Raw genomic sequence first — 13,838 nt, 5'->3', positions numbered from 1 at the left:
TACCGGGATTTCCATGGTCTCCAGACCCATTCATGTGCTGCAAAGTGTTGCCTTTCATTCACAAGGAGTTATCTGTGCAGCTGCTGTCTTCCCCGCTTTTATCTAGATACCTGCCAGCCGTGTCCATCGCCGCTGTGGCACTGCTCCCCTGCCTGCTGCCCAACTATGCCTGGGCCAAACCCTTCAAGTGGTCCGGCTCCAGCGACATCCAGACCATGGACATCCATTCGCAGAACAGCGCTCTGGGCAACGGCATCCATGCGGCGGTGTACGAGTCGCTGGTCATGTTCAACAGCCGCACGCTCAGGGTGGAGCCGCTGCTGGCCACGTCGTGGCAGCAGGTCAGCCCCACGCAAATGCGTTTCAAGCTGCGCCAGGGCGTGAAGTTCAGTGACGGCTCTGCCATGACGGCGGACGACGTCGTGTATTCGCTGCAGCGTGCGATGAGCAAGACCTCTACCTACGCCATCTACACCCAGGGCATGGACCGCATTGCCAAGGTGGATGGCGAGACCATCGACATCTTTCTGAAGAACCCCAACCCGGTGCTGCTCAACCAGCTGACCGAGCTGCGCGTGATGAGCAAGGCCTGGGCCGAGAAGAACAACGCGGTGGAGCCCAAGGACATCAAGGCCAAGGACGAAACCTATTCGCACCGCAACGCCATGGGGACAGGCCCGTACGTGCTCAAGGAATGGGTGCCCGACCAGAAGATTGTGTTCGCTGCCAATCCGGGCTGGTGGAACGCAGGCAAGGTAGAGGGCAACGTGACCGAGATCACCTACCTGCCCATCAAGTCCGAGGCGACGCGCATTGCCGCGTTGCTGTCCGGCGAGGTGGACATGGTGCGCGACACCAGCATCCAGGACCTGAGCCGTATCAAGGCCAACCCGAACCTCAAGGTCATGGAGATGGTGGAAAACCGCACCGTGTACCTGGCCATGGACCAGTTCCGCGACGAACTGGCGGGCAGCAACATCAAGGGCAAGAATCCGCTGAAAGACCTGCGCGTGCGCAAGGCGCTGTACCAGGCCATCGATGGCGCAACACTGCAGCGCGTGACCATGCGCGGCATGTCCAAACCCACGGGCGCGATGGTGTCGCCCCTGGTCAACGGGTGGACCGAGGCGGTGGACAAGCGTCTGCCCTATGACCCCAATGCCGCCAAAGAACTGCTGACGCAAGCCGGCTACAGCGACGGCTTTGAGGTGGACTTTGCCTGCAGCAACAACGCCATCGTGCAGGACGAGCAACTGTGCCAGGCCATCACAGCCATGTGGTCGCGCATCGGCATCAAGGCCAAGCTGCGCACCATGCCCGCCGTGAGCTACTACCCCATGGCCCAGCGGCACGAGGCCAGCATCGCGCTGCTGAGCTGGGGCGTGCCCACGTTTGATGCGCTGTACACGCTGCAGTCGCTCACCCGCACCAAGACCACGGGCGGCGACGGCAACTACAACCTGGGCCGCTACAGCAACGAGCGCATGGACTACATCGTGGACCGCGTGAAGACCGAGACCGACCTGCCCGTGCGCAACCGGCTGCTCACCGAAGGCCTGCAGCTACAGAACGACACCGTGGCCCATATCCCCCTACACAACCAGATGCTGGCCTGGGCCATGAAGAAAAACGTGGAGCTGGTGCAGCGGCCGGACAACCGCATCGATTGGCGGTTGATCAAGGTGAACTGAGTCGCTTCCTGAGGTGCTGGTCAGCGCCTTGCCCACGGCGCATGTCGGCGTCAGCGCGCAGGTTGCAGCATGATGATCGCCATGCCTGCCAGCGCCACCAGCACGCCCGCTACATCCCATGGCGTGGGGCGGATGCCATCCACCGCCCACAGCCAGGCCAGTGCCACCCCGATATAGACCCCGCCGTAGGCTGCATACACGCGGCCTGCGCCTGCGGTGTCGTGCAGCGTCAAGAGCCAGGCAAACAGGGCCAGGCTTGCGGCAGCAGGCAACAGGAGCCACGCGGGCTTGCCGTGCTTGAGCCAGAGCCAGGGCAGGTAGCAGCCCACGATTTCGGCGAGGGCCGTAGCGATGAAAAGCAGCAGGGTATTCAGCATGGTGCGGGGCCTTGTGCGGCACTGGAGTTCGGGGCATCCGGGTGGGTGGCCAGCCACTGGCGCAGCGCCAGCTCGCCCTTGGGGGTGAAGTGCACCACGCGTGAGTCCTGAGCGCGTTGGGCCCATCCCCAGTCGAAGAGGCGCTGCAGCAGCGCCGCGCCCAGGGCGCCGCCCAGGTGGTGGCGGCGCTCGCTCCAGTCCAGGCAGGGGCGGCACACCATGCGTCGCTGCTGCGCCAGTGTGGACGTGTCGATACCCACGTGCGCAAACCACCGCGCGCCAGCGGGCGTGATGGCCGCCCCTTGGGGCGTGGCCTGCAGCATGCCCTGGCGCACCAGCGCTTCATAAAACTGCACGCCCACCTCGCCCGCCAAGTGGTCGTAGCACATGCGCGCGCGGCGCAACGCAGGCTCCCGCGGGCTGGCGCGCAGCCGCACGGCACCAGCGCGAAACGCCACGTTCATCAGTGATTCCAGCAAGTGCGCCACATCGCGGTTCGCCAGCCGGAAGTAGCGGTGCCTGCCCTGGCTTTCCACCGCGACCAGGCCAGCATCCAGCAGCTTGGCGAGGTGGGCGCTGATGGTCTGCTTGGTCACACCTGCGATGTCGGCCAGTTCGGTGGCCGTGAGCGCGCGGTCCGCCATCAGGGCGGTGAGGACTTCGGCGCGTGCGCTGTCGCCGATGAGCGCGGCAATGCGCGCGATGTGGGGGCCGTCTTTCATGGTTCGATCTTGGGCGAACCATCGAGTGCCGTCAACCGCCTATCGTGAAGCCCTTGTCCACCAACCTTTCCAGAGCTTCATGATCACCTGCTTCATCCGCTACGAGATCGACCCCTTCCAGCGCGAGTCGTTTGCCGAATACGCGCGCCGCTGGGGCCAGATCATTCCACGCTGCGGTGGCCATCTGCTGGGCTACTTTCTGCCGCATGAAGGCAGCAACTACGAGGCCTGGGGCCTGATCGGCTTTGAGTCTCTGGCCGCCTACGAGGCCTACCGCGCCCGCCTGCGCGCTGACCCCGAAGGCCGCGCCAACTTTGCGCTGGCGCAGGACAGGCGCTTCATCCTGAGGGAGGAGCGCACCTTCACCCTGGCCGTGGAAGGCACGCTGGGCCTGCCCGCACGGTGACGCAGCCGCCTGAGCCCGGACATGGCGCTCCACCTCCTTGCGGAGGCCGACGGGAGTGAGCGTGAAAGTGATCAGAACTGCGAGGCTCTGTCATTTCGCGACGTGGTACGTGCTGGCGGGCATGGATGTGACCACATCTGAAAGATGTTGCCCGCAGGACTCAGGGCCATGGGCAAGTTGGGTGTTCTGAAGTCATCTCAGACCCATCGGGAGGAAGCGATCTGCCGTGCGAGTGATCACCAGATAGCCGGGAATACTCTTGGCACGGGCTAAACGCACCCTCTCCATAAAGGCTGCAGCCCTGTGCCAGCCGTCGTAGAGAACGATATCGCTGAGCTGCTGCGATGGATTGTCCGAAACCAGTGTTGCGGCGCAGAGGAGATATCCCTTGCTCGCCCCTTCCCCTGGGTCATGGATCAGCCGCTGAATATGGGCGGCTGATTCGCTGTCGTCCTGCGCCGTACCGGCTTGCCAGGATTCGACGGATCTCCCGTCTGCAAGAACGAGATTTCCGATATCGACCGCGTTCATTTCAACCTCAAAGACAGCCTGCGGTTCGCGCAACAGTATTCGCGCTATGTACGGTGATCTGGACAGGAGTGCGAATTCTGTGCACACCATGGGATTTGTGGTGTCAACCTGGATTTTTCCTGCAAGCCGACCTTGGGCCTCGTGCTCTCCCCAACGAACTAGCGCATTCGTGAGCGTTTGCCGTGACTTGATTTGCATGCATGTCTTCTTATGTCATCACCGACCCCATTGACGGGATGATTCGGGTGGATGGATGGCCCTTGAGATCGCGGAATTTGTTTGTTGTAGTGGCGCGAAACTGGCTGAGGCCTGGTGGGTGAACTGCCGACGGTAGTTTGCCTCAGCGTCTGCCAGTGCGATGCAGGCGAGGGGTTCGCACATGCGACGTTGTCCGAACCAAGATACCTGTCTCACGGCCTTCGACTTCGCCGCCTCATCACCTTCAACGGGGAGGGGAAAATCCCGCTCGACGGGACAACAGTCACTGTCCCTATGTTGCCGTCGTTTCAGCTGCTGCTGGCTGCTGGAGGCCCCAGAGGCTTCGAGCCCGCCCGCACCGTCATGTGTTGGCGGCACTATCGCCGGGGAGGCTATGCCTTGACCGCAATCAACTCCATGCAGACGCGGTAGCGCTGACTGATGCCATAACGCACGGGTTGGAAGCCCGACTCAGTGAGAAGTGCATAGAGTCTGTCACGTTCAAAATTGTGATAGTGCTCAATTTCTCCCCAGTAAGGGTTCGCGTTGTTTGCATCCAGCGCTTTCCAGACCGGCGACCCCATGTTGGGCAACGAAATTAGCAGGACTCCGCCAGGGTGAAGGAGCCGGTGGGCTGCGTGCAGACCGACCTTGGGAAATGGCATGTGTTCCAGCACATCCGCCATGCTGATCACACTGGCTGGGTGGGACAACTGGAATTCGGCAACGTCCTGGCAGTGTGCGGCTACACCCCATTTGCGCAACTCGTTCACGGATTGCGATCGCAGGTCCAGGCCCACTGGCTCGAAACCATATTCTTGTGCCGTTAACAGCAGCGACGCATTGCCAAAGCCCACATCCAGCCAGGTGCCGTGGGTCTGGTAGGTAAGGACCTTTTCGATCATTTGTGCGGACACATAGCGTTGCCGCTCCAAGTCGTAGCCCACCACCTGCGACTCATTCGTGCCACGAAAAACGATATTCAGTGCTGCATCGGAATAGTAGCCGCTACGGAACACGTGCCGGCAAGCCGAGCACTGACGCCAGTGCATGGTGCGGGAGAGCTCGGGGCTATAACGCGGATGGTGGGAGCAATCAGCACTGCACAGCGGCCCGAATGCTTTGCTTTCGCACAGCGGACAGGCCAGGTAGTCGATCAGTTCACCCGCCATGGCTGCCGGCGGAGGCGTGGCAGGGCGGTATGTGGTCTGCACCGGCACTGCGGGGATGTTGTACTTGATCATCCGGCCATTCTAGGTGCCAGGTGTCGCCATCGCCCAATGCGGCTACAGCGCAAAGATCTTGCCCGGGTTCAGGATGTTCTTCGGGTCCAGCGCGCGTTTGATGGCGCGCATCATGTCCACTGCGCCGGTGCCGGTTTCGTCCAGCAAAAAGCCCATCTTGTGGATGCCCACGCCATGCTCTCCGGTGCAGGTGCCGCCCATGCTGAGGGCGCGGGCAACCAGGGTGTGGTTCATGGCTTCGGCCTTGGTGCGTTCTTCGGCGCTGTTGGGGTCGATGAGGTAGCCAAAGTGGAAGTTGCCGTCGCCCACGTGGCCGACGAGGAAGTAGGGGATGCCGCTGGCTTCGACCTCGTCCACCGATTCGAGCAGGCAATCGGCCAGGCGGCTGATGGGCACACAGGTGTCGGTGCTGATGGCGCGGCAGCCGGGGCGGCTTTGTACGGCCGCGAAGTAGGCGTTGTGCCGCGCGGTCCACAGGCGCGTGCGCTCTTCGGGCGTGCTGGCCCATTCAAAGGCCTGGCCACCGAATTCGCTGGCAATGTCTTGCACCATCTCGGCTTGCTCCTTCACGCTGGCGGGTGAGCCGTGGAACTCCATAAGCAGCATGGGTTCCTCGCGCAGGGTCAGCTTGCTGTGTGCGTTCACCATGCGCACGGTGTGGTGGTCGATGAGTTCCACACGCGCAATCGGCACACCGATCTGGATGATCTGGATGGTGGTGCGCACAGCCGCTTCGATGCTGGGGAAGGAGCAGATGGCTGCGCTCACGGCTTCGGGCAGCGGGTACAGGCGCACGGTGATCTCGGTCATGATGCCCAGCGTGCCTTCGCTGCCCACCATCAGGCGCGTGAGGTCGTAGCCCGCGCTGCTCTTCTTGGCGCGGGTGCCGGTGTGGATGACCTCGCCGCTGGCAGTGACCACCTCCAGCGCCAGCACGTTTTCGCGCATGGTGCCGTAGCGCACGGCATTGGTGCCGCTGGCGCGCGTGGCGCTCATGCCGCCGATGCTGGCGTCGGCGCCGGGGTCGATGGGGAAGAACAGGCCGGTGTCCTTGATGGCTTCGTTCAGTGCCTTGCGTGTGATACCGGGTTGCACCGTCACAGTGAGGTCTTCGGCGTTGATGCTGAGCACCTGGTTCATGCGGCTCACGTCAATGCTGATGCCGCCCTGCACGGCCAGCAGGTGGCCTTCGAGCGACGAACCCGCGCCGTAGGGGATCATGGGCACTTCGTACTGGCTGGCCAGCTTGACCGCCTCGGCCACGTCCTGCGTGCTTTCGGCAAACACCACGGCGCTGGGCGGCGGAGCCTGCAGCGAACCTTCGTCACGCCCGTGCTGCTCGCGCACAGCCTGGGCCAGCGAGCACTGCGCGCCAAAGCGGGCCTGCAGCGCATCGATGAGGGCCTGGGGCACGTCGCGCAGTTGGATTTCGGGCAGCAGGTGGGCGGCAGCGGTGGGGGCGTTCATGGTGTGTGTCTCCGGTGGGTGCGGTCAGTGAGAAGCATTCTAGGTTCGGCCCCGTGGCTGGGCCCTGGGTGATCCACCTTGGGCCCGGGTGGGGATGCGGGTATTCACGAGCTTGCTGGTCAGCGGTGGCGTAAATACATTACGTTCGAAATGTATATTGTGAAAACGCCATGAACCACCGTGTTTCCCCCAAGGCCGGGGCGCGCCGCACCCATGCGGAGCGCAGCGCCGCCACCCGCCAGCACCTGATCGCCACGGCCATCGACGTGATCCAGCACCGCAGCCTGGAGGAGATGTCCATCCACGAGCTGGCCAAGTCGGCGGGCATGACCTCGGGCGCGGTGCAGCACCACTTCGAGTCGAAGGCGGTGCTGATGATGAACGTGCTGAGCGAGCTGATCGAGTCCACCGTGCGCTCGGGCGAACTCTGGCCCAGCGCGGAACTGCCAGCGCGCGAACGGGCGGCGAAGTTTGTGCAGGCGGTGTGGCGCCTGGTCTATGCGCAGCCGCGCTTCATCGTGGCCTGGAACATCTACCTGGGCTGCCGCAATCAGCCCGAGGTGCTGGGCCACATTGCCGAGCTGCGCCAGAGTGTGCAGATGCGCATGCACGAAGGCTTCTTCACGGCCTTCCCCGAGCTGGCAGCAGAACCCGACCGCGATGGACTGCTGGGCCTAGTGCTGTCGTCGCTGCGCGGGCTGGGGCTGCTGCAGCTGTTTGCGCCCGCCCAGCCCACCGCGCCTGATGCCGCACAGCAGGCGCAACTGGCCTGCCTGGCCGACTGGATTGCCGCCCGGTGCGAAGCGGCTGCGCCATCAACGGCCGCCGCTGTGCCCACCAAGGCACGTACACGCCGTCGCTGACCCCTTTTGTCTGCCTGCTTGTCGTGCGGCATCTCCCGCCTGCACGCCACGTATCGCGGACATCCATCGAAGAAAACATTACCAGGAGACACACCATGACCTCAGCTTTTACGCGCGTTCCAAGCATGGTCGCGCTGGCCGCACTCGCCTGCCTGGCCGGTCGCGCCCAGGCGCAGCAGCCTGCTGCCTACCCGGCCAAACCCATCCAGCTCATCGCCCAGCAGCCGCCCGGCAGTGGCTCGGACGCGATGACCCGCGTGTGGGCCGACTGCGCCGCGCGCGAGTTGGGTCAGCCCGTCGTGGTGCAGAACAAGCCCGGGGCCAACGGCATCCTGGCCGTCAACTACCTCAAGGCCCAGCCTGCAGATGGCTATAACCTGCTGAGCATCGGCATGTCGCAGATGACCATCACGCCCTACGTCTACAAACAGCAGCCCTACGATCCGCTGCGCGACTTTGACGGCGTGGCGGTGCTGGGCACGTCGCCGCTGGTGCTGGCAGTGCCCGCAGGGCAGGGCATTGCCAGCCTGGCCGATCTGCAAAAGCTGGCGCGGTCCACGCCGGGCGGGGTCAACTTCGGGTCGCCGGGCAAGGGCAGCCCAGCGCACCTGCTGACCTCGGCGTTGATAGAAAAGCTGGGTGTGCCCGGCACCCATGTGCCTTTTGTGGGTGAGGGCGCGGGCCTCACCGCGCTCATGGGCCAGCAGATTCACGCGATGACGCTGGTGATTGGCACGGCAGCACCACAGGTCAAGGCGGGCAAGCTGGTGCCGCTGGCGCTGTTTGGTGCGCAGCGCTCGCCGTTGCTGCCCGATGTGCCGACCATCGCCGAAGCCTTGCCCGCTGCCAGCGACCTGGCGCGGCCCGCGTGGATTGCCGTGGTGGCCAAGGCCGGCACGCCCCCCGAGTTGCTGAACCGGCTCAATGCGGTCACTGAGAAGTGTCGGGGTGGCGATTCGCAGTACAAGGCTCGCCTTGAAGCCATGAACGTCACGCTCACTGCCACCGCACCTGCCGATGCGCGCACCTGGGCGGCGCGTGATGCGGCCGTGTGGCGCCCGCTGATCGACAAGCTGGGCCTGGCCACGGAATGACGACGGGCACTGCAGAGCCTCAGGTCACGCTGGCCCACGGTGGGCAACTGCGCGGCCTGTGGGAGGAGGGCGTGCGTGTGTTCCGTGGCATGCCGTACGCGCAAGCGCCACGCGGCGCGCTGCGGTTTGCGGCGCCGTTGCCTGTTTCGCCGTGGTCCGGCGTGCGCGATGCCACCGCGTTTGCGCCCATGGCACCGCAGCTGGCCCGCAGCGCGCGTGCCGATGCGCCCATGCTGGGGGGCGACGACTGCCTGGCGGTCAATGTGTGGGCGCCAACCGCCGAGCCAGGAGCCCACCTGCCCGTCATGGTCTGGGTGCATGGCGGAGGCTTCTTTCGCGGCGCGGCCAGCGAGCCGCTGTACGACGGGGCGTCGCTGGCGCGACGGGGCGTGGTGCTGGTGTCGGTGCAGTACCGTTTGGGCATTGACGGGTTTTTGCACTTCGAAGGCGAGGAGCACGCTGCGCCCGCCAATCGCGGCCTGCTGGATCTGCTGATGGCACTGCAGTGGGTGCGCGACCATATCCACGCCTGGGGCGGAGATGCAGCGCGCACCACGGTGTTCGGCCAGTCGGCCGGTGCCGGGGCCTTGGCCTGTCTGATGGGCATGCCCGCTTCGCGGGGGTTGTTCCAGCGCGCCATTTTGCAAAGCCCCAGCGTCGCCTGCCAGACCTTGCAGGAGGCCGCTGCGGCCCGCCGCGCCGTGGCCGTGCTGGCCGGTGTGGAGTCCACCCTGGCTGCGCTGGGCGCGGCGCAGCAGGCTGCTGTGCTGCACGCCGTACACCGGCTGGCCTCCGAGCCTGCCCTGCGGCAACAACACGGGCTGGGCGGACGCAACTTCTTTCCCTTGCGGCCCGTGGTGGATGGCCAGGTGCTTACCGCACCGCCGTTGGAGGCGCTTGCGCAGCAGTGGGCGGCCCAGCCGCTCGACCTGCAGGTGCTGGTGGGCAGCAACGCGCAGGAGATGCGCCTGTACCACGTGCCCGGCGGTGCCATTGACCGGGTGACGGAGGCGCAGGTCCATGCCTTTGCGCAGGACGTGGGCTTGAATGCCTCCGCCGCACAGGCCCTAAGAAACATGCTGCCACCCGCGCAGCAAACGCCTGGCGAGTGGCTGTGCGCTCTGCAATCCGACTACTACTACCGCGTGCCCGCGCAGCGCATTGTCGCGCTGGCCCACCGCTGGGCCCGCAGCGCCCATGGTTATGAGTTCACCTGGCCCTCGCCGCAGTGGCGTGGGCGCTTGGGCGCAGCGCATGGGGTGGAGCTGCCGTTTGTGTTCGGCAATCTCCACACGCCCACAGGGCAGGAACTCACGGGGCCGACGCCGCCCGCTGCGCTGGCCGAGGCACTTCAGCAGCGCTGGGTGGCGTTTGCGCGGGATGGCAACCCTGGATGGGTGCCGTATGCCGGTGCACAGCCACCGGTCCAGCATGTGGGCGAAACGCTGTTTTGTGCGCCCCACACGCAGCCGGAGCGGTTTGCGCTGTGGGAGCGAGTTCTGTAGCGATCCGCTCTCAGGGCTCACCCGTCAGGGGTACCACAGCGGCCGTTGGCTCGCTACACTGAGCCAGCGCTTGCGCGCGACTGACCAACTACAGAGAGAGGGATTGCCATGGCTTCAGCCAGTGTGGGAGATTGCCTGTCGGGTGCCTGGGGCACCTTCAAGAAAAACGTCCTCACCCATGTGGTGTGCACCTTGCTGGTGATGGTGGTCGCCGGCATCAGCGCCGGCCTGCTGGCCGGGCCCATGGTGGTGGGCTACATGCGCATGATCGAGCGCGAGACGCGCGGCGAAGCGGTGCAGATCGGCGACGTCTTTCGGGGCTTTGATGACTTTGTGCCCGCCTTTGTGGCGGGGCTCATCAGTTCGCTGGTGGTGTCGTTGGGCTTCATGCTGTGTTTCATCCCCGGCTTGCTGGTCATGGCGCTGCCCCCGGTGGCACTGTTCCTCGTAGCGCGCGGCGAGCGCGATGGCGTCGCGGCTTTCAGCCAGGCCTGGACCATCGTGACCAAGAACCTGGGCTCGGCGTTCTTCTGCTCGCTGGTGCTGGGCATCGTGGGCTCGCTGGGTTTCCTGCTGTGCTGGGTGGGCGCGCTGCTGACGCTGCCGCTTTCCACCATCGGCTCCTACTACATGGCACGCCAGCTGGTGGGCGATGAGCCGGTGGCCCTTCCTCCCCTCTGACCCCGGCCCCGCAGTGGTGCCGGTGGGCAGCCCACCCGCCTGGCAGCCGCTGGGCGGGGGCGATCGGCGGCAGCGGCTGGCGTTGGGCCTGGGCTGGCCGCTGGCCATGGCGGCCACGCCCTGGGGGCTGGGTCAGGGCGGGCTGGGTCTGGGTTGCGCGTTTCTTGCGCTGACGGGCATACCCTGCCCGCTGTGCGGCGGCACGCACGCGTGTGCGGCCCTGGTCCAGGGCGATTGGGCGGCCGCCTGGGCGGCCAACCCGGGTGCGCTGGTGTTGCTGCTGTGGCTGTCGCTGCTGGCGGGCCAGGCGGTGGTCGAAGGCGCTCAGGGCCGCCGCCGCGTGGCGCGCTGGCCCTGGTGGCACCCGGCAGTGTTTGTCGTGTTGGGCAGCGGGTTGGTGCTGTCCTGGCTCTCGCGCCTGGCCGGGCTGGTGTAGCCGCTCGTTGGGTCCTTGGGTCCTGGTACTTACCTCTTCGTGAGGCGACCGCCTTCTATGGCCGTCTGAGTGCCCTGCGCAGCCGGTGGCCCGCCAACGCCAGCGCCTGCACCACATCCATGCACCAGCATCCCCTTGGGTCAGGTTAGCGCAGCCCCACGCATCGTTGCGGGGCAGACTGCCCCATGGTGCACAGCCTCCGTGCGCCAGGCTGGTGCATTCAGCTTGTATACCAGTTGGCACGGAACCTGCGATACCGCAGGCAATGACCACCGCCACCGAGATCAGCAACCGCATCATCGAAGCTGTGATGGCGCAAAAGCTCGCGCCCGGCTCCCGCCTGGGCGAGCAGCAGCTGGCCATGCTGTTCGACTGCAGCCGCACCATCGTGCGCGAGGCGCTCACGCGGCTGGCCACACGGGGCATCGTCACCGTCAGTGCCCGGCGCGGCTGGTATGTGATCGAGCCGTCTCAGGACGAAGCGCGCGAGGCCTTTGAGGCGCGCCGCGTGATCGAGCTGGGCCTGCTGCACCAGCTCAAGGTGGTGGACAAGACGGCGCTGCGCCAGCTCAAGAGCCATCTGCAACGCGAAAAGGCCGCGCTGGCGGGCACCGATGTAGGCATGCGCAGCTTCTTGCTGGGAGACTTCCATGTGTGCCTGGCTGAATGCCTGGGCAACAGCCTGCTGGCCGACACGCTGCGCGACTTCACGGCGCGCACCACGCTCATTGCCATGCTCTACCAGTCATCGCACGATGCGGCGCAGAGCTGTGCCGACCATGTGCGCATCGTCGAGGCGCTGGAAGCGGGAGACATTGCCGGCGCCGAGGCACTCATGTCCGAGCACATCGGCACCGTGCAGTCGGCCCTGCGCCTGCAGGCCAGCAGTGACCCGCTGGCCGGGCTACGCGATGCGCTGGCGCCGGTGCGCAAAAGCCCCGCTCAGGCCACCCCAACAGCCCGCGCGCGCAAGCCCCGCGCCGCCACCAGTTCCATCCCCCCAGCGTCTGACCCAGACGCACCTGCCGACGCATCCACCTACCTAGGAGCCCTGCTATGACCACCGTCCGCACCGTCACTTCGTCCACCCGCCGCCTGACCCTGGGCGTGCTTGCCGCCACCGGCCTCGCAGCGGCCCTGATGGCACCTGCAGCCCACGCGCAGAACGCTCTGGACAACATCCTCAAGGCCAAGGAAATCAAGATCGCCATTCCCACCGACTACCCGCCCTACGGCTTTGTCGGCACGGACCTCAAACCCCAGGGGCTGGACGTGGAGATGGCCAACTACATCGGCACCAAGCTGGGCGTCAAGGTCGAGCTGATTCCCGTGACCAGCGCCAACCGCATCCCGTACCTGCAAACGCAGAAGGCCGACCTCGTGATCTCCACGCTGGGCAAAAACCCCGAGCGCGAGAAAGTGATCGACTTCACTGCGGCCTACGCACCGTTCTTCCAGGCCGTGTTTGCGAGCAAGAGCCTGAACATCAAGAGCTTTGCCGACTTGGCGGGCAAGACGGTGGCCGTGACGCGCGGCGCCATGGAAGACCAGGAGCTGGCCAAAGTCGCGCCCCCCGGCGTGGATGTGAAGCGCTTTGAAGACCACGCCGCCAGCATTGCGGCCTTTGTGTCGGGCCAGACGCAGGCCATTGCGACCAGCGCATCGACGGCGGGCACCATCATGGTCAAGAACCCCAACCTGGCCACCGAATACAAGCTGCTCCTCAAGGACAGCCCGAACTTCATCGGTGTGGCCAAAGGCGAAGACAAGCTGCGCTTGCGCGTGAACGAAATCATTGCCGAGGCCCGCAAGTCGGGCGACATCGACAAGCTGTCCAACAAGTGGCTGGGTCGTCCTGCGGGTGACCTGCCCCTGTGATGCGGCGCACAGGATGAATTGCTGAAACCCAAGGGCCTGCGGCGCGACAAGCGGCGCAGGGCACAAGCATGCTGATTGCGCTCGATTTTTCTGCCGTCTTCGCGTCGTGGCCGTTGCTGGTGCGTGGCGTGGTCTGGACCATAGCCCTCACCATCGTGGGCACCGTGCTGGGCCTGCTGCTGGGCACGGTCTGCGCCTGGGCGCGTGCACGCAATCTGGGCCACCGGCCCACTGCGCTGCGCTGGGCCGTGGCCAGCTATGTGGAGCTGGTGCGCAACACGCCTTTCATCGTGCAGCTGTTCTTCCTGTTCTTCGGGCTGCCCGCGCTGGGGCTCAAGCTCTCGCCCGAGTTCGCGTCGGTGCTGGCCATGGTGATCAACCTGGGCGCGTATTCCGCCGAAATCGTCCGCGCAGGCATCGAGGCCACGCCACGCGGCCAGATCGAAGCCGCGCACAGCCTGGCGCTGACGCCAGGCCAGACCTTCCGCCGTGTGGTGCTGCCGCCGGCGCTGCAAAAGGTATGGCCCGCCATGGTCAGCCAGATCATCATCGTGATGCTGGGGTCGGCCGTGTGCGGGCAGATCTCCACACCCGAGCTGAGCTACGCCGCCAACCTCATCTCCAGCAACACCTTCCGCGCCTTCGAGGCCTTCATCCTGGCCACTGCTGTGTACCTGGTGCTGTCGATGTTGACTCGTCGTCTGCTGGTGTGGGTGGGGACCCGATTCTTGGTGGGGAGGTAATC

General features: G+C 65.3%; 15 protein-coding genes. 10 read left to right on the top strand and 5 right to left on the bottom strand.

The genetic code is table 11. From position 1 onward, the window contains the following. The first annotated feature begins 215 nt into the window (after positions 1–215). On the top strand, positions 216–1,691 hold the full coding sequence (locus tag ATF69_RS07160) for an ABC transporter substrate-binding protein (protein WP_146870735.1): 1,476 nt from the start codon (positions 216–218) through the stop codon (positions 1,689–1,691). Positions 1,692–1,741: 50 nt separating this feature from the next. On the opposite strand, the gene ATF69_RS07155 is transcribed toward ATF69_RS07160, so the two are convergent. Both ATF69_RS07155 and ATF69_RS07150 read right to left on the bottom strand, forming a co-directional pair. Beyond that, positions 1,742–2,065 (bottom strand): YnfA family protein, encoded by a 324-nt coding sequence (locus ATF69_RS07155; RefSeq protein ID WP_146870734.1) that lies wholly within the window; start codon positions 2,063–2,065, stop codon positions 1,742–1,744. Continuing rightward, complete coding sequence (locus tag ATF69_RS07150) at positions 2,062–2,790, bottom strand: ArsR/SmtB family transcription factor (RefSeq protein WP_146870358.1); 729 nt, start codon at positions 2,788–2,790, stop codon at positions 2,062–2,064. The genes ATF69_RS07155 and ATF69_RS07150 overlap by 4 nt, the downstream gene beginning before the upstream one ends. A 79-nt stretch (positions 2,791–2,869) precedes the next feature. Between ATF69_RS07150 and ATF69_RS07145 the strand changes: the two genes are divergently transcribed. Then, positions 2,870–3,196, top strand: coding sequence for an NIPSNAP family protein (locus ATF69_RS07145; protein ID WP_146870357.1), 327 nt, complete (start codon positions 2,870–2,872; stop codon positions 3,194–3,196). Between the two features lie 192 nt (positions 3,197–3,388). On the opposite strand, the gene ATF69_RS07140 is transcribed toward ATF69_RS07145, so the two are convergent. The 3 genes from ATF69_RS07140 to ATF69_RS07130 all read right to left on the bottom strand — a co-directional run bounded on the left by ATF69_RS07140 (position 3,389) and on the right by ATF69_RS07130 (position 6,636). Then, a complete protein-coding gene (locus ATF69_RS07140; protein ID WP_146870355.1) occupies positions 3,389–3,925 on the bottom strand; it encodes a hypothetical protein in 537 nt (178 codons plus the stop codon). A gap of 392 nt (positions 3,926–4,317) precedes the next feature. Continuing rightward, the gene (locus tag ATF69_RS07135; RefSeq protein WP_244303671.1) at positions 4,318–5,169 is read right to left on the bottom strand and encodes a class I SAM-dependent methyltransferase; all 852 of its coding nucleotides are present in this window, start codon (positions 5,167–5,169) and stop codon (positions 4,318–4,320) included. A gap of 42 nt (positions 5,170–5,211) precedes the next feature. Next, the gene (locus ATF69_RS07130; protein ID WP_146870353.1) at positions 5,212–6,636 is read right to left on the bottom strand and encodes an FAD-binding oxidoreductase; all 1,425 of its coding nucleotides are present in this window, start codon (positions 6,634–6,636) and stop codon (positions 5,212–5,214) included. A gap of 170 nt (positions 6,637–6,806) precedes the next feature. Here ATF69_RS07130 and ATF69_RS07125 point away from each other — a divergent pair, with 170 nt between their 5' ends. The 8 genes from ATF69_RS07125 to ATF69_RS07090 all read left to right on the top strand — a co-directional run bounded on the left by ATF69_RS07125 (position 6,807) and on the right by ATF69_RS07090 (position 13,836). Further along, positions 6,807–7,499, top strand: a complete 693-nt coding sequence (locus ATF69_RS07125; protein ID WP_146870352.1) for a TetR/AcrR family transcriptional regulator — start codon at positions 6,807–6,809, stop codon at positions 7,497–7,499. A gap of 95 nt (positions 7,500–7,594) precedes the next feature. Continuing rightward, a complete protein-coding gene (locus ATF69_RS07120; protein ID WP_146870350.1) occupies positions 7,595–8,593 on the top strand; it encodes a Bug family tripartite tricarboxylate transporter substrate binding protein in 999 nt (332 codons plus the stop codon). Beyond that, on the top strand, positions 8,590–10,098 hold the full coding sequence (locus ATF69_RS07115; protein ID WP_146870348.1) for a carboxylesterase/lipase family protein: 1,509 nt from the start codon (positions 8,590–8,592) through the stop codon (positions 10,096–10,098). The genes ATF69_RS07120 and ATF69_RS07115 overlap by 4 nt, the downstream gene beginning before the upstream one ends. Before the next feature lie 108 nt (positions 10,099–10,206). Next, a complete protein-coding gene (locus ATF69_RS07110) occupies positions 10,207–10,779 on the top strand; it encodes a hypothetical protein (RefSeq protein WP_116748512.1) in 573 nt (190 codons plus the stop codon). Beyond that, entirely contained in the window at positions 10,751–11,215 is a 465-nt protein-coding gene (locus ATF69_RS07105; protein WP_146870346.1) for a DUF2752 domain-containing protein, read from the top strand. Before ATF69_RS07110 ends, ATF69_RS07105 begins: the two co-directional genes overlap by 29 nt. Before the next feature lie 265 nt (positions 11,216–11,480). After that, a complete protein-coding gene (locus tag ATF69_RS07100) occupies positions 11,481–12,275 on the top strand; it encodes a GntR family transcriptional regulator (RefSeq protein ID WP_146870344.1) in 795 nt (264 codons plus the stop codon). Beyond that, entirely contained in the window at positions 12,272–13,093 is an 822-nt protein-coding gene (locus tag ATF69_RS07095) for a transporter substrate-binding domain-containing protein (protein ID WP_056057032.1), read from the top strand. The genes ATF69_RS07100 and ATF69_RS07095 overlap by 4 nt, the downstream gene beginning before the upstream one ends. Before the next feature lie 68 nt (positions 13,094–13,161). Continuing rightward, positions 13,162–13,836: an amino acid ABC transporter permease gene (locus ATF69_RS07090; protein ID WP_146870343.1), complete on the top strand. Its 675-nt coding sequence runs from the start codon at positions 13,162–13,164 to the stop codon at positions 13,834–13,836. Positions 13,837–13,838 lie beyond the last annotated feature (2 nt).

It is taken from the genome of Acidovorax delafieldii (genome assembly GCF_007993815.1).
GTDB lineage: Bacteria > Pseudomonadota > Gammaproteobacteria > Burkholderiales > Burkholderiaceae_C > Acidovorax > Acidovorax delafieldii.
The sequence above is the reverse complement of the archived record's forward strand: the minus strand, read 5'-3'. Positions and strand labels throughout refer to the sequence as shown.

Bases quoted from the DNA above. Each gene is read 5' to 3' on its own strand.
- ATF69_RS07145 (WP_146870357.1), top strand. From the start codon at position 2,870: ATGATCACCTGCTTCATCCGCTACGAGATCGACCCCTTCCAGCGCGAG.
- ATF69_RS07100 (WP_146870344.1), top strand. From the start codon at position 11,481: ATGACCACCGCCACCGAGATCAGCAACCGCATCATCGAAGCTGTGATG.
- ATF69_RS07150 (WP_146870358.1), bottom strand. From the start codon at position 2,790: ATGAAAGACGGCCCCCACATCGCGCGCATTGCCGCGCTCATCGGCGAC.
- ATF69_RS07125 (WP_146870352.1), top strand. From the start codon at position 6,807: ATGAACCACCGTGTTTCCCCCAAGGCCGGGGCGCGCCGCACCCATGCG.
- ATF69_RS07105 (WP_146870346.1), top strand. From the start codon at position 10,751: ATGAGCCGGTGGCCCTTCCTCCCCTCTGACCCCGGCCCCGCAGTGGTG.
- ATF69_RS07140 (WP_146870355.1), bottom strand. From the start codon at position 3,925: ATGCAAATCAAGTCACGGCAAACGCTCACGAATGCGCTAGTTCGTTGG.
- ATF69_RS07130 (WP_146870353.1), bottom strand. From the start codon at position 6,636: ATGAACGCCCCCACCGCTGCCGCCCACCTGCTGCCCGAAATCCAACTG.
- ATF69_RS07090 (WP_146870343.1), top strand. From the start codon at position 13,162: ATGCTGATTGCGCTCGATTTTTCTGCCGTCTTCGCGTCGTGGCCGTTG.
- ATF69_RS07135 (WP_244303671.1), bottom strand. From the start codon at position 5,169: ATGATCAAGTACAACATCCCCGCAGTGCCGGTGCAGACCACATACCGC.
- ATF69_RS07110 (WP_116748512.1), top strand. From the start codon at position 10,207: ATGGCTTCAGCCAGTGTGGGAGATTGCCTGTCGGGTGCCTGGGGCACC.
- ATF69_RS07160 (WP_146870735.1), top strand. From the start codon at position 216: ATGGACATCCATTCGCAGAACAGCGCTCTGGGCAACGGCATCCATGCG.
- ATF69_RS07095 (WP_056057032.1), top strand. From the start codon at position 12,272: ATGACCACCGTCCGCACCGTCACTTCGTCCACCCGCCGCCTGACCCTG.
- ATF69_RS07115 (WP_146870348.1), top strand. From the start codon at position 8,590: ATGACGACGGGCACTGCAGAGCCTCAGGTCACGCTGGCCCACGGTGGG.
- ATF69_RS07120 (WP_146870350.1), top strand. From the start codon at position 7,595: ATGACCTCAGCTTTTACGCGCGTTCCAAGCATGGTCGCGCTGGCCGCA.